Origin of the sequence: Flavobacterium pectinovorum, assembly GCF_900142715.1 — a bacterium.
GTDB lineage: Bacteria > Bacteroidota > Bacteroidia > Flavobacteriales > Flavobacteriaceae > Flavobacterium > Flavobacterium pectinovorum.
Map to the genome: position 1 here is coordinate 835,628 of NZ_FRBX01000002.1, position 23,141 is coordinate 858,768.

The window sequence follows — 23,141 nt, forward strand, 5'->3', positions numbered from 1 at the left end:
AAAAGCTATCAATAATTCTTTCTTTCCCTTTCTGAAAAATAATTCAGGCAACTGAATTTTCCTCTTAAATACTTCGGAAAATAGTATACATTTACTAGAATATAATTAGTGTTTTGTTAATATGATTTTAAGATCATCAAACCGCATTTTCTTTATATTTAACAGTATTTGTAACAATTAACTCCTTTATCAAAGTGAAAGCAAGAAAATTAGTTTACGTGTTTTTTGTGTTTTTAATTTTTCAGGCCTGTGGCAAAAAATCAGATTTCAACTCTGATTTTTCATTATTCAAAGAGTACATAACAAGTTTTACAGGCGGAATTGTCTCAGCACAATCGGATATTCGTGTTGTTCTGGCTTTCGATAAAAAAGAATGGAAAGTAAATGAGGTTTTAGACAATGATTTGTTTGATATTTCGCCAAGTGTCGACGGAAAAGTAGTGGCACTATCAAGCAATACAATTGCTTTTATTCCAGAGGAAAAACTAAAAGCAGGAACAGAGTATCAGGTAACGTTACACTTAGATAAGTTAATTGAACTTCCTAAAAAAACAGATGATGATAAAACTGATCTTTCTGATTTTAATTTTACTGTTAAAACTGTAAAACAGGATTTTACCATCAATACGCTGGATATTCAGTCTTATAGTAAAGAATTTCAATATCTGAATTGTGTTCTTAAAACCGCAGATGATATAGATTTAGAAACAGCCCAAAAATTGGTTGAAGCTTCTCAAAACGGAAATAAGGTTAAAATTAAATTTAATAAAACGCCAAATTCAGGAAAAGAATTTAAGTTTATAATTGATAGCATTCAACGATTAGATTCAGAAAGTAATCTGGAGATTGCATATGATGGAAATGATTTTGATATCGACCAAAAGGGCAAAATGGATTTTCCAATTACAGCTATTAATGATTTTAAGATTGTTAAAGTCGATATTCCGGATGATAATAATCAACAGGTATTGATCAATTTTTCTGAACCATTAGAAAAAGGTCAGGATTTTAAAGGATTGGTTTCCATACAAAATACCAATAATCTGAAGTTCTCAACTCAGGGAAATGTCCTGAAAGTATATTTCAGTAATCAAAAACCAGTTGAAGAAGTGGTACACGAAGTTGAAGTAGAAACCGAAGCTGTTGCTGTAGATTCTACCGTTGCTGTAGTTGATTCTGCAAGTGTTGCTGTGGATACTGTTGCGGTAGCAGAACCGGTTGTAGAGGAGGAAGTTGTAGCAGAACCAGAGCCGGAATCAGCAGTTGTTTCAGGTGAATTATTATTGGAGGTTTTTCAGGGAATCGAGAGCCAGTACGGTCAGAAAATGAAAAATAATTATACTGAAAAAATATCTTTTGATCAAATAAAACCAAATGTTCGTCTTATCAAAAACGGAACAATCCTGCCAAGTTCAAGTAATTTGAAACTGAATTTCGAAGCCGTAAATTTAAGTGCAGTAGATGTAAAAGTGTATAAAATCTATAAAAACAACATTTTACAATTTCTTCAAAATAATGAACTAAACGGAACACAAAACCTAAAACGAGTTTCGCAGCCCATCGCCAAAACGAGACTTAATCTTAAAGAAAATTCATTAATAAATCCGAGTAAATGGAACACTTTTGCATTGGATTTGTCCAAAATTATAAGCCCGGAACCCGGTGCAATTTACAGAGTTGAATTCTCCTACAAAAAGACCTATTCTTTATACAAATGCGAAAGTTCTGAAAGCGATGATAGTTCTGCAGAAGAAGAGGAAGAAGTCGATGAAAATGACGTAAACTACAGTGGAAACTCTTACGATGATTATTATTATGATGATTATGAATGGAGAGAAAGTCAGGATCCGTGTACAGGTTCGTATTATTACAATGCCAAAATAGGAACCAATATTTTAGCTTCAGATTTGGGAGTAATTGCCAAAAGAGGCGAAAATAAATCATATTTCTTTGCTGTAAATAATATTATTACAACCGAACCGGTTTCAAATGCAAGAGTTGATCTGTATAGTTTTCAGCAGCAAAAACTGGCAACAGCAGCAACAAGCAGTGAAGGAATTGCTTCATTTCAGTTAGATAAATTTGCCTATTTTGCCATTGTTACTTTAGGAAATCAATCGACTTATGTTAAACTTGACGACGGAAATTCACTTTCGGTAAGTAATTTTGATGTTTCCGGCGAAACTTTACAAAAAGGATTAAAAGGGTTTATTTACGGAGAACGTGGCGTTTGGCGTCCGGGCGATAATTTGTATTTATCATTTATTTTAAATGATGCTGCGAATAAATTACCCAAAGCGCATCCGATAAAATTCAGGTTAACAGATCCGAATGGAAAAGTGACGTATCAAACCGTACAAAAAACGAATGAATTAAATCATTACGCTTTTACGGTTCCAACAGATCCCGATGCGCCAACCGGAAATTGGGAAGCGATGGTAAGCGTAGGCGGAGCAAAATATTATAAAAGCATCAAAATAGAAACGATTAAACCAAATCGTTTAAAAATCAAAAATAGTTTTAGAAATCCTATTTTATCTTCGTCACATTCTAATACAAGTAATCTTGAAGTAACGTGGCTTCATGGTGCCATTGCTAAGAATTTGAATGTAGAAATGCAAGCTAAATTTTCGCAGCAAAGCACAACTTTCAAAAATTATCCTAAATATGTTTTTGATGATCTAGTACGTCAGTTTAGTACCGAAGAAGTGAATGTTTTCTCCGGAAAATTAGATGCAAACGGAAGAGCATCCGTAAACATAGATCCTAAATTACAAGGTCAGGCACCGGGAATGCTAAAAGCCGCGTTTGTTACCAAAGTTTATGAAGAAGGCGGAGATTTTAGTACAGATGTTATCTCGACAACTTATTCTCCGTATAAAACATATGTGGGAGTTAAATCGCCTGAACCAAACAAATACGGAATGCTGGAAACCAGAACGGCTAATAAATTTGATGTTGTAACAGTGGATGAAAATGGAAGACCAAAGTCTGTTAAAGATCTTGAAGTAAAAGTATACAAGGTTGAATGGCGCTGGTGGTGGGATGCTTCAAGCGATAATTTATCCAATTACAATTCATCAGAAGCAACAACATCTTATAAAACTTTTAAAGTAAACACAGATTCAAGCGGAAAAGGAAGTTTTCAATTTGCATTGACAGATGAAGAATGGGGACGTTATTTAATTCGTGTTTCAGATGAAGCTGGCGGACATGCATCGGCATTAACCGTAAATATCGATTGGCCAATCTGGTCTGGAAAAACCAGAAATACAGATGCTTCTACTGCCAATATGCTTGTTTTTTCTACGGATAAAAAAGAGTATGCTGTAGGCGAAAAAGCGCAAATTTCTTTTCCTTCGAGTGAAGGAGGACGCGCATTGGTTTCGATAGAAAACGGATCAAAAGTAGTGCAGACGCTTTGGGTTGAAACTAAAAAAGGCGAAACAAAAGTTGAAGTTCCGGTTACAGCCGCAATGGCCCCAAATGTGTATTTTAATATTACACTTTTGCAACCACACGCAACGACCAAAAACGATTCGCCAATAAGAATGTACGGAATTGTTCCGATTGAAGTTGTGGATAAAAACACGATTCTTTCTCCTAAAATTTCCATGCCGGATGTTTTAAAACCAGAACAGACATTTTCGTTAAAAGTCAATGAGCAATCCGGAAAAGAAATGACCTATACAATTGCAATTGTTGATGAAGGGTTGTTGGATTTAACACGTTTTAAAACGCCAAATGCCTGGGATAGTTTTTATGTGCGTGAAGCATTGGGCGTAAAAACCTGGGATGTCTACAATGATGTTATTGGTGCGTATGGTGGAAAAGTAAATCAGATTTTCAGTATTGGGGGAGATCAGGATTTGGGTGGAGGAAAAGCCAAAAAAGCCAATCGTTTTAAACCGGTTGTGGTTTATCTGGGACCTTTTAAATTAGAAAAAGGACAAACCAAAACACATCAGATTAAATTACCAAAATACATTGGTTCAGTGCGAACAATGGTTGTGGCAGGAGATGCCAATACAAGTGCATACGGGAGTGTGGAAAAAGCAACTCCGGTTCGTAGTCCGTTGATGGTATTGGCTTCATTGCCGAGGAAAATTTCACCATCAGAAAAAGTAACGATTCCGGTTACGGTTTTTGCAATGGAAAAAAATATTAAAAATGTTTCAGTTCAGATCAAAACCAGCAATGGATTGAAAGTTATTGGAAGTGCATCACAAAGATTGACATTTGCACAACCAGATGAAAAAATGGCTTATTTTAATCTGGCCGTAGGCAGTTTAACCGGAATTGGAAAAGTGCAAATTGTGGCAACTTCCGGGAACGAAAAATCAGTTTATGATGTTGAAATTGATATGACGAATCCAAATCCGGTAACGAATACGTTTACAGATGTGATTTTAGAACCTAATAGCTCTAAAACAATTAGCTGGAAAACGTTTGGAGTTTCAGGAAGTAATAAAGCTAAGTTGGAAGTTTCATCAATGCCAACAATTAATTTAAACGGAAGATTACAGTTTCTGATTCAATATCCTCACGGTTGTGTAGAGCAAACGACTTCCTCTGTATTTCCACAATTATTTTTAAATGAAGTTGCTGATATTGATGGTACACGTTTACAACTGATTCAAAAGAATGTTACGGCCGGAATAAATCGATTGGGAGGTTTTCAGTTGCCAAACGGAGGACTTTCTTATTGGCAGGGAAATACGCTTGCTGATGATTGGGGAACTTCATACGCTGGACATTTTATGATTGAGGCAGAGAAAAAAGGTTATGTTTTACCTATTAATTTTAAATCAAAATGGCTTTCCTACCAACAAAAAGAAGCCAAACAATGGCGATTTGAACCTCGTTATGGAAATGATCTGGCACAAGCTTATCGTTTGTATACATTAGCTTTGGCTGGTTCTTCAGATTTATCTTCGATGAACAGATTAAGAGAAACAAAAGGAATTTCTAATGAAAGTAAATTGCGATTGGCTGCCGCTTATATTCTGGCAGGACAAAAATCAGCAAGTCAAAACCTGTTTTTACATAGTAAAATTGAAGATGAAACAAGTGATTATAATTACTATTATTATGGTTCAAGCGCCAGAAACAGAGCAATGGCTCTTGAAACGATGTTATTGTTAGGGCAAAAAGAAAAAGCATTTGCAATGGCTATAAAACTGGCTAAAAACATGGCAAGTGACCAATGGATGAGCACGCAAACAACAGCATATTGCCTATATGCAATGTCTAAATTTGCTGCAAATAATGGTGCTAAAGGAATTGATGTTCAGTTTAGTAAAGACGGCAAATCTCAGGTAGTAAAAACATCAAAGACAGTTGCTGACAGAAGTTTGGTGGTAAAAACAGGATCAAACAGTATTACTTTAAAAAATAATAAAAAGAACACCATTTATGTTCGTGTATTAAATACAGGAATTTTACCAATTGGGCAGGAAAATGTTGTTCAAAATGATGTTTCGGCCGGAATTGTTTTCAAAAATCGTAAAGGCGGAACAATAGATGTTTCGAGAATTACACAAGGAACTGAGTTTGTTGCAGAAGTTACGGTTAGAAATCAACGAAATGAACGCGTTGAAAATGTAGCATTGTCTCAAATTCTTCCGTCTGGGTTTGAAATCGTAAATACCCGTTTTACTGACTACGGAGATGCAACAAACAATATTGCAGATTATATTGATATTCGTGATGACAGGACAAATTTTTATTTTGGAATGAAAGCAGGCGAGACCAAAGTATTTAGAATTCTACTGAATGCATCTTATTTAGGAAATTATTATTTACCGGGATTGCAATGCGAAGCGATGTATGATAATACGTTTTTAGCAAGAACTAAAGGATTTTGGGTTGAGGTTGTGAAGTAAATATATTGCCCACGGATAGAACGGATTAAACGGATTTACACTGGTTTTTAGTTTTGTTTTTCAGATTTAATAAAAAAATAATCTGTGTAAATCCGTTTAATCCGCACAATCAGTGGGCTAAAATGAAATTGTTTTGAAAAATAAACTTATAGCGTTCTTTCAACGCATTTTATACTGGATAAAAAGAAATAAAATAAAATCAGCAATTGTATTTTTACTCTTGCTGATTTATTATTTCTCGTTGCCACGAACTTTATTTCACGAACCTTATTCTACCGTTATCGAAAGTGAAGAAGGAGAATTATTAGGCGCAAAAATTGCTCGTGACGGGCAATGGCGTTTTCCGGAACAAGATAGCGTTCCCGATAAATTTAAAAAATGTATCGTTTATTTTGAAGATGAATACTTCTATAAACATCCCGGTTTTAATCCTGTTGCAATGGTCAATGCTATCAAACAAAACCGAAAAGCCGGAAAAGTAGTTCGCGGTGGAAGTACATTAACACAGCAGGTAATAAGGCTTTCTCGAAAAGGAAAAAGCAGAACTTATTTCGAAAAATTCATTGAACTTATTCTGGCAACACGTTTAGAATTAGGTTATTCTAAAAACGAAATTTTAGATTTGTATGCCGCGCATGCACCTTTTGGTGGAAATGTTGTTGGACTTGAAATGGCTTCCTGGCGTTATTTCGGATTAAAATCTACTCAGCTTTCGTGGGCAGAAAGCGCAACATTAGCAGTTTTGCCAAACGCGCCAAGTTTAATTTATCCCGGAAAAAATCAGATTAAATTGTTAGAAAAAAGAAATAGACTTTTATTGAAATTAAATCAGGAAGGTATAATCGATAAACAAACGTATGAACTTTCTGTTGATGAGCCATTGCCCGGAAAACCGTATAATTTGCCTCAAATTGCACCTCATTTATTACAGCGAGTTGCTAAAAATCAGGAAGGAACAAAAGTAAAAACCACGGTTGATTTTGCTTTACAAAACAGAGTAAATCAAATTGCGAAATATTATTACAATCAATACAAACAAAACGAAGTCAATAATCTGGCAATTTTGGTCATTGATGTCAAAAACAGAAATGTAATAAGTTATGTTGGGAATGCACCAACAGATAAAGATCACCAAAAAGATGTTGATATTATTGATGCGCCAAGAAGTACCGGAAGTATTCTAAAACCTTTATTATATGCTGCAATGCTCGATGATGGTGAACTTTTGCCGAATACTTTGGTTGCAGATGTACCAACTCAGATTGCGGGTTATACGCCAGAAAATTTTAATCTAACTTTTGATGGAGCCGTACCTGCGCATAGAGCTCTGTCCCGTTCGCTAAATATTCCGGCAGTTTTAATGCTGCAGGAATTTGGCGTAAATAAATTTTATGAAGAATTGCAAAAATTTAAATTAAGAGATATAAATAAAACACCTGATCATTACGGATTATCGCTTATTCTTGGCGGAGCCGAAAGTAATTTATGGGATTTATGCCGTTCATATGCAAACTTATCTTCGACGGTAAATTATTATACTAAAAGTCACGGAAAATACAGAACAAAAGAGTTTGCAGAACTGAATTACGAAAATAATTTTGAGGCTGATTTTGGAGACGAAACGAATCAGAAGAATATTTTAGGTGCCGGCTCAATTTGGTTAGCGTATAATGCAATGGAAGAAGTAAACCGACCAGAAGGAGACGAAGCCTGGAAGTTTTATGACAGTTCGTTAAAAATCGCCTGGAAAACCGGAACCAGTTTTGGTAATCGTGATGCCTGGGCTATCGGAACAAATTCGAGATATGTAGTGGGTGTTTGGGTTGGAAACGCAACAGGCGAGGGAAGACCAACTTTGACAGGAGTTACAAGTGCGGCTCCTATTTTGTTTGATGTTTTTAATTTACTGCCAAGGCAAAAATGGTTCGAAACGCCTTATGATGATTTAGATGAGGTAGAAGTTTGTAAATTAAGTGGTTATCTGGCAAAAGAAGGATGCCCGAAAATAAAACAATGGGTCAGTAAAAAAGGAAAAACGACAGCAATTTGTCCGTATCATAAAGTCGTACATTTAGATCAAACAGAACAATTTCAGGTTAATAGCAGTTGTGAAAGTGTAGAGAATATCGTAATTAAAAATTGGTTTGTTTTACCTCCGGTTATGGCTTGGTATTACAAAGGCAAACATATCGAATACCTGTCTTTGCCTCCATTTAGAGAAAATTGTATCGGTACTCAAACCGCTTCAATGGATTTTATTTATCCGAAAGCAAACAGCAAAATTTATCTCACAAAAGATTTTAATAGCGAAATACAGCCGGTAATTTTTAAAGTAGCGTATTCTCAAAGAGAAAATAAATTGTTTTGGTACGTTGATAATGTTTACAAAGGCGAAACAAAAGTTTTTCATGAAAAACCCATTATGATGACAGCAGGATTTCATTATGTTACTGTAGTTGATGAATTTGGAAATGAAATAAGGAGAAAAGTTGAAATTGTGAGAGAATAAAAAACTAAAATATAATATATGAAACAAACGTGTCTGTATCTGATAATTATTTTAGGATCAGTATTTTTTAATTATCATTATGGCTTTGGATTCTTTTTTAAAAATGGAGAATTTACTATTTTATGGCTTTTCTTTTATACGCTTCTTTTACCAATTGGTTCAATGTTACATCTTTTTAATAATTACGCATCATCTTCAAACTTTCGTCAAAGTAGTTTATTTGTTTTTTTAGTTTATTTATTGAGCGTTCTTGTGTCTGCTTTTGAATATTTTGATTTTAAAAATTTCACAATATTGGGTGATGGTGAAACAAAATTTGTTATTAGTTCGATTTTAATAGTTTGCTTTATATCTGCATGTAGTTCATTTTTCTTTACTCAAATAAAAAATATAAGTAAATAATCTTCTTATGAAAACGAGTGCCTAGCCCAGATAGAAGTGGAAATCCTTTTATTTTTTTCTTTAAAAAATAAAAGATTGTAACGAATAGCTGGAAATTGCTCCTAAAAAACAGCCACGAATTCACGAATTAGAACTTATAATAATTCGTGAATTCGTAGCTAATAAAATAAAAAAAGGCACAAAAAAACCGCCAATCTTTCGAGAGGCGGTTTCTTGTTTTATTCTTTGATAACATTTCCTTTTTTGTCGTAGAAATGATATTCTAGGTACGTGTAAGCGTCACGAGGTATGATTTTCACCCATTTCTTATGTTCAAAAAACCATTTTGAACGTAATGATGGAAAACCTTTACTGAGGTATGCAGCCACAAACGGATGTACATTAAGTACAACACCCTTGTGGGTTTTTAAAATTCTGTCTAAATCAGAGGTGATTTTATCAATGATTAAAATTGGCGCTTCAATTTCGCCATGTTCATTGTTTGGATCTTCTTCTCTAGTTTTAATATTAACTTCGGGTCTTACTCGCTGTCTGGTAATTTGAACTAAACCAAATTTACTAGGCGGTAAGATTTTATGCTTTGCTTTATCGTCGCTCATTTCTTCTCGCAAGAAGTCGAACAAAACCTTCCTGTTTTCAGGATTAGACATATCGATAAAATCAACTACGATTATTCCGCCCATATCACGCAAACGAAGTTGTCTGGCAATTTCAGCGGCAGCGATCATATTTACTTCCATGGCGGTATCTTCCTGATTAGTCGCCTTATTAGAACGATTTCCACTATTTACGTCTATAACGTGAAGAGCTTCAGTGTGTTCGATAATAAGATAAGCGCCTTTGCTCATTGAAACCGTTCTTCCAAATGAAGTTTTGATTTGTCTCTCTATATTGTATTTCTCAAAAATTGGAGTGTCGTTTGATTGATAAAACTTAACAATCGATTGTTTTGAAGGTGCAATCTCTTGCAGATATTCCTTCGTTTGATGGTACAACTCTTCATCATCTATTTGGATACCGCTAAAGGTATCATTAAAAACATCTCTTAATATTGAAGAAGCTCTGTTAAGCTCTCCTAATACTTTTGATGGATGATGAGCAGTTGGTAATTTTTTACACATTGCATTCCATCTGGCAAGCAGGTTCTGCAAATCTTTTTCTAATTCGGCTACGTTTTTGCCTTCGGCTACTGTACGAACAATAACACCAAATCCTTTTGGTTTGATAGATAGAACAAGTTTTTTTAGACGATCCTTTTCTTTTTTGTCTTCTATTTTTTGTGAAATAGAAACTCGGTCAGAAAACGGAACGAGAACAATAAATCTTCCTGCCAATGAAAGCTCAGCGCTTATTCTTGGACCTTTGGTAGATATAGGTTCTTTTACAACTTGAACTAAAACAGATTGATTGGCACTTAAAATATCAGTAATGATGCCATCTTTGTCAATCTCTTTTTCAAACTGAAAGGTTTTTAGGGAGAAATCTTTTAATTTACCTGCGCTTACAAGTTTTATGAATTTCAATTGAGAAGCTAAGTTAGGTCCTAAATCATGATAATGTAAAAAGGCATCTTTTTCGAAGCCCACATTTACAAAAGCAGCATTAAGTCCGGCAACTGGTTTTCTTATTTTGGCAATAAAAATATCACCAACCTGAAAATTGCTTTTCTCTTCTTCTTTATGTAATTCAATTAGTTTTCCATCTTTTAATAAGGCAAAATCTACGGCTTCAGAACTAGATCTAATGATTAATTCTTTATTCACACTGTAAATTTTTATCTGTTTTTTCAGAAAATAGAATATAGAGAATAGAAAATAGATTAAAAAAATCTAAAATCTATCCCGATAGCTATCGGGACTAAAATCTAAAATCTTATCTACAGATGGATTAAACAATATTTTTAACAGGTATTGAACCCGGGGAAAAGAAGATTAGTAGAGAATAGAACAAAGAGAATAGATTTTTACATCTATCTTCTATTTTCTTTACTCTTTCATCTTTTTTCAATTTCAATGAACGTTTAAAAAGAAAAAAGTAGTTTAAAACTACTTTTTCTTTTTGTGACGGTTAGCTCTCGCTCTTTTCTTTCTTTTGTGAGTAGCTACCTTATGTCTCTTTCTTTTTTTACCACTTGGCATATCGTGTCGATTTTATAATTAATTAATAGTATTATTTTGCTTCGTTGTTTGTTTTTACTCCTTCTACAAAAACTTTTGCAGGTTTGAACGCAGGAATGTTGTGCGCTGGAATTTTGATAGTGGTGTTTTTAGAGATGTTTCTTCCAGTCTTTTCAGCTCTTGTTTTTACGATAAAACTTCCGAAACCTCTTAGGTAAACATTGTCACCAGTTTCTAATGAAATTTTAACTTCTTCCATAAAAGTTTCTACTGTTGCTTGAACATCTCCTTTTTCAAGACCTAGTTTCTCTGAAATTTTCGCTACGATATCTGCTTTCGTCATTTTCTTTCCTATTTTATTTATAAATGATGTACTATTTTTTTGAGTTTGCAAATATAGGAATTAAAAAAATAATTAATCAAGCTAATTCGTTAAATTTTAATTACATAAACATTTACTTTTGTATTCTAAGTATTTTACGATGGATTTTTCTAACATATTGATAAAATGGTATTTACAAAACAAACGTGATTTGCCTTGGCGAAAAACGACCAATCCGTACCTAATTTGGCTATCAGAAATAATGTTGCAACAGACTAGAGTTGCGCAGGGAACGCCTTATTTTTTTTCTTTTTCAGAGGAATTTCCTACGGTATTTGATCTCGCAAATGCCGATGAAGAGCAAGTTTTGAAACTTTGGCAGGGATTAGGCTATTATTCTCGTGCCCGAAATTTGCATAAAACGGCTCAATATGTGGCAAATGAGTTAAATGGAATTTTCCCTCCTTCTTATACTGAATTGTTAAAATTAAAGGGTGTTGGTGAATATACAGCCGCTGCAATTGCTTCTTTTTCTTATAATGAACCTGTTCCGGTAGTAGACGGAAACGTATTTAGAGTGCTTTCCCGTTATTTTGATATTGAATCTGATATTACATTACCGGCAACCAAAAAAGAATTTACAGAACTGGCACGCCAATTAATGCCAAAGGACGATCCTGCAATTTTCAATCAGGCCATAATGGAATTTGGTGCTTTGCAATGTGTGCCTAAAAGTCCGAACTGTTCTGTTTGTGTTTTTTCAAATAGCTGCGCGGCATTGCAAAAAAAGAAAGTAGATGTTTTGCCTGTAAAGACTAAAAAGGTAAAAGTAACCAATCGATTTTTTAATTATTTAATTTTAGAAGATGTTTTGGGTAATACTTTAATCCAAAAAAGAACCGCAAAAGGAATTTGGCACAATCTATATGAGTTTCCTCTTTTAGAAGCACAGGAAATTGTTGATTTTGATTTTGTTTCAAAAACTGTTCAAAATGATATATTTTCAAACTATACTATATTAGGTATAGAAGACTGTAGCCATGCAACGGTTATTCATAAACTTTCGCATCAGCATTTGCATATTCAGTTTTGGAAAATTAAAATCAATGAAATAATTGAAAATGGAGTAGACTCAGTTAGTTTGGAAACATTTCCTTTTCCTATTGTGATTTATAATTTTATAAAAAAGCAAGAAATAAATTGCTAAAAAAATGTATCTTTGAGATAAATACCACAAAAACTATGAACGGAACATTAAATAAAGTGATGCTCATCGGCCACTTAGGCGATGATGTAAAGATGCATTATTTTGATGGAGGAAATTGTATTGGACGTTTTCAGTTGGCAACAAATGAAGTTTATATTAATAAAACGACCAATGAAAAGATAACCTCTACAGAGTGGCATAATTTAGTAGTACGCAATAAAGCGGCTGAAATTTGTGAAAAATATCTCTCTAAAGGAGATAAAATTTATATCGAGGGGCGCATAAAATCGCGTCAATGGCAAGCCGAAGACGGAACTACAAAATATACAACCGAAATTCAGGTTACGGAGTTTACTTTCTTGACTACCAAAAAAGAAGTAGCAAATCATAAACAAAATCACGAGTCAGAATCCGCAAAAAATGCTAACTTTGAAGCGAGTAACGAAGGCTTGCCTATAAATGATTTGCCTTTTTGATTGTTTAACTAATCTTTTTTGATTTGGACCCGGAGCCCAGTTTATTTTTCTCTACTAACTTAGACATCAATTTAATTATTGGTTTTGTCGGAATATTTATTTTGCTGTTCTTATCAGCAATTGTATCAGGTGCCGAAGTAGCACTTTTTTCTTTATCTCAAAAAGACATCGAAGATACTTTACAAGAAGATACTTCAAAAGGAAAAATTATTTCCAGTCTTTTAGATAAACCCAAAAAACTTTTAGCTACTTTATTGGTAGCCAATAATTTTTTCAATATTGGAGTTGTTATCTTATTCTCTTTTATTGGACAAAATATTTTTTCAAATGTTATTTCACCAGTATTTAAGTTTGTTTTAGAAGTTACTTTGGTGACAACTTTGATTTTACTATTCGGTGAAGTTTTACCTAAAGTTTATGCCAGTCGAAACAATATAAAATTTGCGAAATGGGCAGCATACCCAATTTCTTTTTTAGATAAATTACTCTCACCAATAAGTTTGCCTATGCGTCGGGTTACCCTATATTTGCAGAATAAATTAGGGAAACAGAAGAATAATTTTTCGATCAATCAGCTTTCCCAGGCTTTAGAGCTTACAGATTCTGAAGGGACATCAAGCGAAGAGCAAAAAATACTCGAAGGAATCGTATCTTTTGGGAATACGGATACAAAACAGGTAATGAGTCCAAGGATTGATATTTTTGCATTAGAGATATCAGAATCATTTGCTTCAATTTATCCAAAGATAATCGACAAAGGATTTTCACGAATTCCTGTTTATAAAGACAATATCGATCAAATAGAAGGCGTTTTGTTTGTTAAGGATTTATTGCCCCATATTGACAAAAAAGAGTTTGAATGGACATCTTTATTAAGAGAGCCTTTTTTTGTTCCGGAGAATAAAAAACTGGACAATTTATTAAAGGATTTTCAAAGTCTTAAAAGCCATTTGGCTATTGTGGTTGATGAATATGGCGGAACATCCGGATTGGTTTCTTTAGAAGACGTCATAGAAGAAATTGTAGGTGATATAAGTGACGAGTTTGATGATGAAAACCTCAATTATTCTCAGATAGATGAAAAGAATTTTCTTTTTGAAGGTAAAATCAATATGAAGGATTTCTACAGAATTGTAGATGTAAATGAAGATATTTTTGAATCACATAAAGGTGAAGCCGAAACGTTAGCTGGTTTTATTCTTGAGATTCTGGGGAATTTCCCTAAAAAAGACCAAAAAATAGCGTTTGAGAACTGTGTTTTTACGATAGAAACAGTTGATAAAAAACGTGTAAAACAAATAAAAGTAACAATAGAATAAAATGCTTAAAAGAATAATTTCAGTAGCGACAATTTTACTAACACTAACACTTGTAAGCTGTAAAGATGATGTGATGCCAAAACCGGCAAGTTTTTTACGTTTGGATTATCCGGAAGCTACATATGCTAATTTTGAAGGTGATTGTCCGTTTTCTTTTCAAATGAATGAAGCTGCGATTATAAAAGGCGAAAAAAATTGTGGTTTTGCAATTACGTATCCCAAAATGAAAGCTACCATTTATTTAACGTATAAACCAGTAAACGGCGATATCGAAAAATTACTTAAAGATGCGCAAAAACTAACTTACGAGCATGTAATAAAAGCTGATGATATATTAGAACAGCCGTATTTAAACCCGGAAAAAAAGGTTTACGGAATGTTTTATCAAGTTGATGGAAACGCTGCTACAAACTCTCAATTTTACGTTACAGACAGTACAAAACATTTTATAACCGGATCGGTTTATTTTTATGCAAAACCAAACTTCGATTCAATTATGCCGGCAGCCAGTTATATCAAAAATGATATGCGACAGTTGATGGAAACATTAAAATGGAAATAAAAAGAAAAGCATTCAACTGAATGCTTTTTTTATGTTTTAAAGTGATGTAATTAAAAATTGCATTGAACTAAGAAGCCGAAAATGCATCATTCATAAACTCCTGAAGTCCTGCTTCTTCGAGTATCTCGATTGAGAATTCTCCAAAACGTTTTGGAAGCCAAATAATTCGAATTCCGCTTGGAGAATTAAGGCTTTCCAGTGATAAAGGATTTCCATTTTCATCTTCCGGCTGAACTCCTTTAGATACCAATTCATCAAAAACTTTTTCAATGTCCGGAGCGGAATAACAATGACGATAAATAGTTCCTTCACCCTTAGTATCTAATAGGTTTTTTAAATTTCCCGAAAAAGGCTTCACCAGCATAAAACGTTCCTGACCCATTTTTACAACAGCATATTCGACATGAAGTTCTCCTCTTTCCCAAGTGAATTTCTTTGAGATTTCGGCTCCGAGGATTTGTCTGTAATAATCACAGGCTGCCTGAAGGTCTTTAACTAAAATGTCTATATGGCTAAATTTAAGGTTCATTCTTTTTGTATTTAATTATATTATTGCTGTGAGTGAATCGATTTAAAATAATTCAAAAAAAAACAGTAGTAATCCTGAGTTTACTACTGTTTGAAATGTATTATTTCTTTTCAGTACGCTACAAATGTTTTGTTACGATTTTACATTCGAAGTTTTATATGTTTTTCCATCTCCTGTTTCCTGAACCACTTTAGTTAAACTTTCAGGATTTTGAATTGTTTTGTCGAAAGTTACCGTTGCTGTTTTTTTGTCAAAATCAACGGCAGCTTTTTCTACACCTTCAAGATTAGATAGTTCTTTTTCAATAGTTTTTGCACAACCTACCGCACAAGTCATTCCTTCGATTGTAAAACTTGCAGTTTGTACATTTTCGGGAGCAATTGCTTTGTGTTCTTTGGTAACTGTTTTGTCAGCATTTATTACCGCTAAGCTTTTGTCTTCTTCTTTTTTGCAGCTTACAAGTACTAAACCTGAAATTGCTAGTGCCGTTATGATTTTTGTAAATTTCATTATATCGATGTTTTAAATTAGCTAATAACGTTGTTCGCAAAATTAATAAAAAAGCGAAGGTCAGTTCATAAAATAATTACAAATTTGCAGTAAAATACTATTTATGGATGCAAAACAATTAAAGTGGTTTTATTTATTCTTGCTTTCGCTAATTTGGGGAAGTTCTTTTATTTTAATTAAAAGAGGATTAGTTGGTTTAACAGCAATTCAGGTAGGTTCACTCCGAATTATTTTTGCCGCTTTGTTTTTGCTTATTGTAGGATTTTCAAGTTTAAAGAAAATTTCCCGCCGTCAATGGAAATTTGTGGCGCTAACATCAGTTTTTGGGACATTTATTCCGGCTTTCTTTTTTGCCATTGCCGAAACTCAGGTCGATAGTTCTATTGTGGCTATTTTAAATTCGCTTACACCTTTAAATACATTGGTTTTAGGAATAATTGCTTTCGGAATACAATTTCAAAAACGTCAGGTTTTAGGAGTTTTCGTTGGTCTAATTGGGTGTTTATTACTGGTTTTAAGCGGCGCTTCTGCGCATCCGGGACAAAATTATTATTATGTTCTTTTGGTCGTAATTGCAACGATTTGTTACGCCATAAATGTAAATCTAATCAAGAAATATTTACCGGATTTGAATTCATTAAGCATCACAACCGGAAATTTTACGGTCTTGCTTATTCCTGCATTAATTATTTTAAGCACAACCGATTTTACACAAAGAATAAATCTCGAAGCAACACAGCATTCTATTTTATTTGTAATGATTTTGGGTGTTTTAGGTACCGGAATTGCAAATGTTTTATTCTTTAAATTAATTCAAATGTCATCGCCTGTCTTTGCAACATCAGTAACGTATTTAATTCCGATAGTTGCTTTTTTCTGGGGATTATTAGATAATGAAATGCTAACGCCAGTTCAGTTTTTTGGTGCTTTTATTATTTTGATCGGAGTTTATTTATCGGCTAAGAAATAAAAAAAGCTTTGTCAAAGTTTAAAACTTTGACAAAGCTCTTAAAAAAATCTTAGTCCCAAAGCTTCGGGATAGCAACTTAATACCAGAATCTTTTTAAAGAAAATCTGCTTCAGAAACGCCTTCATTTATCTTAATCTCAGACATTTTAATGTCTAATTCAAAACCTGCGTTTTGTATTAGATTAAAAGGAACTTTTACGCCTTTTACTTCTTTATAATCATTAAAATAAGTTGTTTGTGTTGTAGATTGTCCGCTTTGTTCTTTTATTTTGGTTTCGGCTACTTTTAATCCTGATTTTACATCATAATAATAAATAGTTTTTCCATCTTTTATAGAATAAGCGTCGCTGCCGTTTATTGGTTCTATTCCTTCCACTTTTAAACCAGTTTTTTTGCTTAACAGCAATTCCTCAAAAGGAGCTGCGTTTGCTTTCATTTCGGCTAAATCTGCGCCTTCAAGATTTTTACGTTGTCCTTGTTGTTCTATATAAGCACCTTTGTCGTTTACAACTTGCTTCATCAAAGCCATAGTTCCCATAGAAAGTGAAACCATCATTTTTCCTTTTGAATCTAATTTTGAAGTAAAAGTTAAAGGAGTCGGTGCTTGCGGAATTGTCGTAGAACCTTTCATGGAAAGTGTTTTTGCTGCAGAAACCGCTTTTTCGCCACCAATCGCTTTGATATAATTCTCAAACACAGTTTTTGCGGTGATTTCAGCCGGAGCCTCTTTTTTGCTTACCGGTTTTTCAACAGGGTTTCCGTATTTGTCAAAATAATAAATCGGAATTTGAAGTTTTTCTAAACCGTCTAGTACTTCAGAACCTTTTCCTACTATAACAATTCGCATATTATCAAGAGGGAAATATTTGTTGGCAACACGATAAATATCATCCGGAGTAACATTGTTAATAGTTTGAATGTATTTTTCATAGAAATCAGCCGGAAGTTTTTCTGTTTCGATATTTAAAGCGTAACGAGCAACAGCCTGAGGTTTTTCAACCTGCATTACAAATCTTCCGATATAACCTGCTTTTACGTTTTTTAATACATCATCAGAAACTTTTTCTGTTCTGATTCTTTTAATTTCTTTTACAAATTCTGTAACGGCACTATCGGTAACCGCATTTCGAACTGCAGATGTTGCTTTGAATTTAGTAACATATTTTCCGCTTCCAATATTTGAATTTGCGCCGTATGTCCAGGCGTGCTGTTCGCGCAGATTCATGTTTAAATAACTGTTGAAATCACCACCCAAAATTTGATTTGCAATTACAGCAGGAAAAAAATCAGGATCACTCATTTTTAAATTTACGGTATTTACCAATGAAATTTCAGATTGAACTGCATTTGGAACATCAACAAAATCAATTTGAAGTTTTGATACATTTTGCGGATCTGCGTAAGTATTTTTTGGAGCGCTTTGTTTTTTCCATCCGCCAAAAAGCTTTTCTACAGCTGCTTTTGTTTCTTTAAATTTAACATCTCCAATTACAACCAAATAAGCATTTTCAGGAACAAAATAAGTAGCATAATTTGCCTGAACATCTGCAAGAGTAACATTTTTCAACGTTTCTTCAGAAATAAATTCTCCAGCTGGATGATTTTTTCCAAAAGCTAAAACGTCAACAACGCGATTGGCAATTGCCGGAACGCTTTTTTCATCGGCTTTAAGGCCTTCTAATAATTTTGCTTTTTCCTTATCAAATTCTTCCTGAGTAAAATTTGGCTGTAAAGCGCCTTCGGCTAAAAGCTCGAGAACTCTTCCGGAATATTTAGAAAGTGAACTTGCATAAGCGCCAGATGAAGTAAAATTGATGCTTGCGCCATAAAAGTCAATTTCTTCATTAAAAGCTTCTTTTTTTGTTTTTTTAGAGCCGTTTCCAATTAAACTGCTGGTTAATTCGTCAACGCCTTTTTTGTTTCCTTCGGTAAAAGGAGCGTTGTCAAGCGTAAGATTAAAACTTACTCTTGGTAATTTATGATTTTCAACCACCAAAACTTTCATACCGTTTGCCAAAACAAAAGTTTGTGGTTTTTTGATGTTGACTACTGGTGCGTTACCTGGTTTAGGTTGTGGGCGATCTTGTGCTTGCATAATTCCCGTTAGGAATAAAAGGATTAAAATTGTATGTATTTTTTTCATGATTTGAGACTCTTAGTTTTCAACTTTTTTTGAAGGAACATAATCTAAAATTAAACGCTGATTAGGGTTTAAATACTTTTTAGCGACATCTCTAATTTCTTCTCTTGTTATAGAGTGGTAGAGGTCGATTTCGGTATTTATAAGATTTACATCTCCATAAAGTAAATAATAAGAAGCTAAATTTTCTGCAATTCCTTCGACACTTGCGTTTGCGTTGACAAAATTATTATCAAATTTATTTTGTAATTTTTGATAGTCTTTTTCAGAAATCAAATCGGTTTGTATTTTAACAATTTCCTCATCCATCTCTTTTAAAATGTCTGCGGTTGTATTAGGCTGCATTGGCAAACCGTATAAAATGTACATTCCGTAATCTTCCTGGCTAAAACCTACCGCACCAATTTGAAGCGCCATTTTTTTATCATCAACTATTTTTTTGTACAATTTTGAGCTTTTTCCATCACTTAAATAAGAAGAGATTAAGTCTAAAACCCGGGCATCTCTTGTTTTCATTGAGGGAGTTCTGTACGAAGCAACGACCATCGGAATCTGAATATTCGGATCTTCGTAAGTTGCTTTTATTGTTTGATTAATTGGTTCTTCTGTAAAAGTTTGTTTTTTTACAACTTCCCCTTTTGGAATTGGACCAAAATATTTCTGAATCCATTCTTTGGTTTTTGTTTTGTCAAAATCGCCTGCAACAACTAAAACGGCATTATTTGGGGTGTAGAATTTTTTATTAAAAGCCTGAAATTCTTCAAGAGTTGCAGCATCCAGATCTTTCATAGAGCCAATTGTTGTCCAGCGATACGGATGGTTTTTGAACATGTTTTTTTTAACTTCAGGCAAAATATTTCCATAAGGCTGATTGTCGTAACGCATTCTCTTTTCTTCTTTTACGACTTCATTTTGCGTATCAACTCCAATTTTGTTGATAATTGGGTGCATCAATCTTTCAGATTCCATCCATAAACCAAGTTCTAAACTGTTTGACGGGAAAACTTCATAATAATAAGTTCTGTCATCAGATGTATTGGCATTGTTTACTCCGCCATTTGCGGTTACAATTTTCATCCATTCACCGCGTTTTATGTTTTGGGTTCCTTCAAATAACAAATGTTCAAAAAAGTGGGCAAAACCTGTACGATCCGGGCGTTCATCTTTAGATCCCACATGATACATCACAGAAGTTACAACAACTGGCGCCGAAGGATCGTTGTGCAAAATAACATGCATGCCGTTGTCTAAATTATATTCTTCAAAAGCTACTTTTTGAGCATGAGCTACTCCGCCAAGCATTAATGCAGCACTTAACATCATTATCGAATTTTTCATAAAGATTAATAATTTTTATTACCTATAATATTATAGTAGGTAGTCAAGAGGTAATTATAGTTACATCAAAAATAAGTTTTTTTAATGATGATTTTAATGTTAGCCAATATTTTGATGCTACTTTAACAGTCTTTTAGATCGCGATATGTTTTTTAAAGCCATAAAACACCTTGAAAAACAGACTTTAATGCGAGGAAAATATTTTTGAAATAAGAGATTGCACAGTAAATTATTAATTGTATATTTGCAACCTTAAAAATCAATAAATCAATTTGGTATGTATGCAATCGTAGAGATAGCAGGGCAACAATTCAAAGTAAGCAAAGACTTAAAGGTTTATGTTCACCGTTTGGCTAATGAAGAAGGTTCAAAAGTTTCTTTTGACAAAGTTCTTTTATTAGACGATAATGGAAACGTAACTTTAGGCGCCCCAGCTATAGAAGGTGCTTCAGTAGAAGCTAAAGTGTTACAACACTTAAAAGGAGATAAAGTTATCGTTTTCAAAAAGAAAAGAAGAAAAGGATACAAAAAGAGAAATGGTCACAGACAATATCTTACTCAAATTGTAATTGAAGGTATTACTGCAGCAGGTGGAACTAAAAAAGCAGCAGCTAAAAAAGCAGTTGTAGCAGAAGAAGCTCCGGCTACTGAAGTTGAAGCGGCTCCAAAAGCAAAAAAAGCAGCAGCTCCAAAAGCAAAAAAAGAAGCTACTAAAGAATAATAACAATATTTAAACTCATACGTCATGGCTCACAAGAAAGGTGTCGGTAGTTCGAAGAATGGTAGAGAATCAGAATCAAAACGTTTAGGCGTTAAGATTTTTGGTGGTCAAGCTGCTATTGCTGGGAACATCATCGTTAGACAAAGAGGTTCAAAACATAATCCAGGTGAAAACGTTTACATCAGTAAAGATCACACACTACACGCAAGAGTAGCTGGAGTTGTTAAGTTCCAAAAGAAAAAAGATAACAAATCTTATGTATCTATCCTTCCATTCGAAGCATAATCATAAAATTACTTATTAAAAAAACCCGTTCTGAAAAGAGCGGGTTTTTTCTTTTTCTGTAAATTGAAATTGGCTATCGGCGTATACATAATATAAATAAAACGGTAAATTTTATTGTTTTATTATAGAAAGCATCATATAATCAGTGTTATGTGGTTTTTTCTTAGTTGAAATTAACACAGAAACTGAGTTTGAATTCGTCCTAAAACCGGTGCAGAGACAAATAAAAATTTGCCACAGAGAACGCAAAGTTTTTTAAATATGTCAAGTTTAGTAAAAACACAAAGGTCACAAAGCTTTGCGGACTTAGATTGTGTATACACAACTTAGATCTTAGTGAACTCTGCGAAAAATCTTTGCGTTCTCTGCGGTAAAAAATAATTGAGGAGTATGGGAATTTTAATGTTTCTCCACAATATTTGGCGTTGATCCATGTTTTTTTATTATCTGAATTGAAATTTTTTTGTATCGTATTATTTGTATTTTTGACTGGACTAAACCACTCAAATTTTGAAAAAAATATTTTTTCTTTTATTTCTTTTCTCTACAAGCCTGTTTGCAAAAGAAATTCATCCTACTGAACAAATAGCGTCATTAAATGATACTCAAAAAAAGATTTTATATGAATTCGCAGTTTTACAAAAAAGCGGTTCTGATGCTAATGCATATTGGTTGAAACATAAAAATCACTTTTCTGCAATTCATGATTCAGTAAGAAATCAATTGGCACAGGAAATTTATGTTAATGCTCATGTTGTATATGTTCCGGTAAAAGATTCTGCAGTTCAAATTTGGATGCAAACGCAATCACTTACCAATTGGATGTTGTATTTGGCCGCTTTTATTGCAATTTGTGCCATAATTGCTTTATTACGTAATTATTGGAATTTGCTAATAGGTGTTCTTATAAGACAATTTGCGCCGTTATTCAGACTTTTGTTTTCGGCAATTTTGCTTACTTATGAGTTGTTGTTGATAGGTGTTGCATGTATTATTTTGGGATGCTATTTAGAAGAAATGACACTGAGAACAGTAGTAATTCATACAGGTCTCTTTTTATTGTGGAGTCAGTCAACTGCCATTTTTACCCGAAAATATCTGGTTCAGAAGTATGTTTTTCAAATAAAAGACAATTTCTGGGGAAACAATAAATGGGAGACAGTAAAAACAATTTGTCTTCCTGCAATTATTGTGACTGTCGCTCTTTTGTATGTCTTATATAAAGTTCCGGGTGATACATTATATAATTATGAGATTGTTGTGTCTGGTATGGCGGCTATTTGTGCTTTACCTTTTTGGCGTGTTTTAGAGAAATATATATCACCAATTCTAATTCCTTATAAAGACACGGCTGTAGAAAGAAGTATTTATTCGCTTGCTGCCTGCATGGTTTTAGCTTTACTTATAGATGGCTTTTTTATAGGACAGCATAATTCGCTTTTTTCTTATGTCGTAATTGCGTTGACTAGTTTGCTGATTATCTCATTTTTATTATTGTCACTTAAGCATAATTTTAAATACAATTATAAAAATTACTACTATTTACAATTTATCACCATTCTTTTTCTTTCGGCTGTTTTATTGTATAGTTTTTATATTCATTCCGGAGAAATGATTTGGGCGTCCTTAATAGGAACAAGCCTTTATGTTATTATAAAATATTGGGAGATTCCAACATTTTTTGTAAGCTGGAAAAGAAGCAAAACGGCTACTTGGGGATTTTTAGGAATGGCGGTATTATTGTGGTTGCTGGCCAAAGGTATTTTATATGTTTCGGGCGTGTTGTATGTGGTTTAAGTTATAATTGTTTTGTCGGGAATTGGAATTTGGTCCCGAAGCTTCGGGATAAA

General features: G+C 33.6%; 17 protein-coding genes. 11 read left to right on the forward strand and 6 right to left on the reverse strand.

What is annotated here, in order from left to right; translation table 11 throughout:
• Nucleotides 1–194 precede the first annotated feature (194 nt).
• The 3 genes from BUE22_RS10145 (at nt 195) to BUE22_RS10155 (ending at nt 8,796) form a co-directional block, all read left to right on the forward strand.
• On the forward strand, nt 195–5,885 hold the full coding sequence (locus tag BUE22_RS10145) for an alpha-2-macroglobulin family protein (protein WP_073394927.1): 5,691 nt from the start codon (nt 195–197) through the stop codon (nt 5,883–5,885).
• 133 nt (nt 5,886–6,018) lie between these two features.
• A complete protein-coding gene (gene pbpC, locus BUE22_RS10150) occupies nt 6,019–8,394 on the forward strand; it encodes a penicillin-binding protein 1C (RefSeq protein ID WP_073394928.1) in 2,376 nt (791 codons plus the stop codon).
• Between the two features lie 18 nt (nt 8,395–8,412).
• Nucleotides 8,413–8,796 (forward strand): hypothetical protein, encoded by a 384-nt coding sequence (locus BUE22_RS10155; RefSeq protein ID WP_073394929.1) that lies wholly within the window; start codon nt 8,413–8,415, stop codon nt 8,794–8,796.
• 218 nt (nt 8,797–9,014) lie between these two features.
• Here the strand turns inward: BUE22_RS10155 and BUE22_RS10160 are convergent, their stop codons facing one another.
• Both BUE22_RS10160 and BUE22_RS10165 read right to left on the reverse strand, forming a co-directional pair.
• Nucleotides 9,015–10,559, reverse strand: a complete 1,545-nt coding sequence (locus BUE22_RS10160) for an Rne/Rng family ribonuclease (protein ID WP_073394930.1) — start codon at nt 10,557–10,559, stop codon at nt 9,015–9,017.
• Between the two features lie 406 nt (nt 10,560–10,965).
• A complete protein-coding gene (locus tag BUE22_RS10165; RefSeq protein ID WP_042566188.1) occupies nt 10,966–11,256 on the reverse strand; it encodes an HU family DNA-binding protein in 291 nt (96 codons plus the stop codon).
• A gap of 139 nt (nt 11,257–11,395) precedes the next feature.
• Here BUE22_RS10165 and mutY point away from each other — a divergent pair, with 139 nt between their 5' ends.
• From mutY to gldD, 4 genes are read left to right on the forward strand one after another with little or no spacing between them, the layout of a single operon-like run.
• A complete protein-coding gene (gene mutY / locus BUE22_RS10170; protein ID WP_073394931.1) occupies nt 11,396–12,442 on the forward strand; it encodes an A/G-specific adenine glycosylase in 1,047 nt (348 codons plus the stop codon).
• Between the two features lie 35 nt (nt 12,443–12,477).
• On the forward strand, nt 12,478–12,918 hold the full coding sequence (locus BUE22_RS10175) for a single-stranded DNA-binding protein (RefSeq protein ID WP_042566190.1): 441 nt from the start codon (nt 12,478–12,480) through the stop codon (nt 12,916–12,918).
• A 23-nt stretch (nt 12,919–12,941) separates the two neighbouring features.
• Nucleotides 12,942–14,237, forward strand: coding sequence for a gliding motility-associated protein GldE (locus BUE22_RS10180; protein ID WP_073394932.1), 1,296 nt, complete (start codon nt 12,942–12,944; stop codon nt 14,235–14,237).
• 1 nt (nt 14,238) lies between these two features.
• Nucleotides 14,239–14,799 carry a gliding motility lipoprotein GldD gene (gene gldD, locus BUE22_RS10185; protein ID WP_073394933.1) on the forward strand — a complete coding sequence of 187 codons (561 nt, stop codon included), beginning with the start codon at nt 14,239–14,241 and terminating at the stop codon, nt 14,797–14,799.
• A gap of 67 nt (nt 14,800–14,866) precedes the next feature.
• Here gldD and BUE22_RS10190 read toward each other — a convergent pair whose 3' ends face one another.
• Complete coding sequence (locus tag BUE22_RS10190) at nt 14,867–15,328, reverse strand: VOC family protein (RefSeq protein ID WP_073394934.1); 462 nt, start codon at nt 15,326–15,328, stop codon at nt 14,867–14,869.
• Nucleotides 15,329–15,460: 132 nt separating this feature from the next.
• Nucleotides 15,461–15,838, reverse strand: coding sequence for a heavy-metal-associated domain-containing protein (locus tag BUE22_RS10195; RefSeq protein ID WP_073394935.1), 378 nt, complete (start codon nt 15,836–15,838; stop codon nt 15,461–15,463).
• Between the two features lie 103 nt (nt 15,839–15,941).
• Between BUE22_RS10195 and BUE22_RS10200 the strand changes: the two genes are divergently transcribed.
• Nucleotides 15,942–16,808, forward strand: coding sequence for a DMT family transporter (locus BUE22_RS10200; RefSeq protein ID WP_073394936.1), 867 nt, complete (start codon nt 15,942–15,944; stop codon nt 16,806–16,808).
• A 93-nt stretch (nt 16,809–16,901) separates the two neighbouring features.
• Here the strand turns inward: BUE22_RS10200 and BUE22_RS10205 are convergent, their stop codons facing one another.
• The gene (locus BUE22_RS10205; RefSeq protein WP_073394937.1) at nt 16,902–18,950 is read right to left on the reverse strand and encodes an insulinase family protein; all 2,049 of its coding nucleotides are present in this window, start codon (nt 18,948–18,950) and stop codon (nt 16,902–16,904) included.
• A gap of 12 nt (nt 18,951–18,962) precedes the next feature.
• A complete protein-coding gene (locus BUE22_RS10210) occupies nt 18,963–20,285 on the reverse strand; it encodes a M16 family metallopeptidase (RefSeq protein ID WP_042566197.1) in 1,323 nt (440 codons plus the stop codon).
• A 277-nt stretch (nt 20,286–20,562) separates the two neighbouring features.
• On the opposite strand from BUE22_RS10210, the gene rplU reads away from it, so the two are divergent.
• The 3 genes from rplU to BUE22_RS10225 all read left to right on the forward strand — a co-directional run bounded on the left by rplU (nt 20,563) and on the right by BUE22_RS10225 (nt 23,088).
• A complete protein-coding gene (rplU, locus tag BUE22_RS10215; RefSeq protein ID WP_042566198.1) occupies nt 20,563–21,006 on the forward strand; it encodes a 50S ribosomal protein L21 in 444 nt (147 codons plus the stop codon).
• 24 nt (nt 21,007–21,030) lie between these two features.
• Nucleotides 21,031–21,291, forward strand: coding sequence for a 50S ribosomal protein L27 (gene rpmA / locus BUE22_RS10220; protein ID WP_017497241.1), 261 nt, complete (start codon nt 21,031–21,033; stop codon nt 21,289–21,291).
• Nucleotides 21,292–21,801: 510 nt separating this feature from the next.
• Nucleotides 21,802–23,088: a hypothetical protein gene (locus BUE22_RS10225; RefSeq protein WP_243396783.1), complete on the forward strand. Its 1,287-nt coding sequence runs from the start codon at nt 21,802–21,804 to the stop codon at nt 23,086–23,088.
• Nucleotides 23,089–23,141 lie beyond the last annotated feature (53 nt).

What these genes read in the sequence shown, in the direction of transcription:
- BUE22_RS10155 (WP_073394929.1), top strand. Translation starts at nt 8,413, where the DNA reads ATGAAACAAACGTGTCTGTATCTGATAATTATTTTAGGATCAGTATTT.
- BUE22_RS10165 (WP_042566188.1), bottom strand. Translation starts at nt 11,256, where the DNA reads ATGACGAAAGCAGATATCGTAGCGAAAATTTCAGAGAAACTAGGTCTT.
- mutY (WP_073394931.1), top strand. Translation starts at nt 11,396, where the DNA reads ATGGATTTTTCTAACATATTGATAAAATGGTATTTACAAAACAAACGT.
- BUE22_RS10175 (WP_042566190.1), top strand. Translation starts at nt 12,478, where the DNA reads ATGAACGGAACATTAAATAAAGTGATGCTCATCGGCCACTTAGGCGAT.
- gldD (WP_073394933.1), top strand. Translation starts at nt 14,239, where the DNA reads ATGCTTAAAAGAATAATTTCAGTAGCGACAATTTTACTAACACTAACA.
- BUE22_RS10190 (WP_073394934.1), bottom strand. Translation starts at nt 15,328, where the DNA reads ATGAACCTTAAATTTAGCCATATAGACATTTTAGTTAAAGACCTTCAG.
- BUE22_RS10195 (WP_073394935.1), bottom strand. Translation starts at nt 15,838, where the DNA reads ATGAAATTTACAAAAATCATAACGGCACTAGCAATTTCAGGTTTAGTA.
- BUE22_RS10200 (WP_073394936.1), top strand. Translation starts at nt 15,942, where the DNA reads ATGGATGCAAAACAATTAAAGTGGTTTTATTTATTCTTGCTTTCGCTA.
- BUE22_RS10205 (WP_073394937.1), bottom strand. Translation starts at nt 18,950, where the DNA reads ATGAAAAAAATACATACAATTTTAATCCTTTTATTCCTAACGGGAATT.
- BUE22_RS10210 (WP_042566197.1), bottom strand. Translation starts at nt 20,285, where the DNA reads ATGAAAAATTCGATAATGATGTTAAGTGCTGCATTAATGCTTGGCGGA.
- rplU (WP_042566198.1), top strand. Translation starts at nt 20,563, where the DNA reads ATGTATGCAATCGTAGAGATAGCAGGGCAACAATTCAAAGTAAGCAAA.
- rpmA (WP_017497241.1), top strand. Translation starts at nt 21,031, where the DNA reads ATGGCTCACAAGAAAGGTGTCGGTAGTTCGAAGAATGGTAGAGAATCA.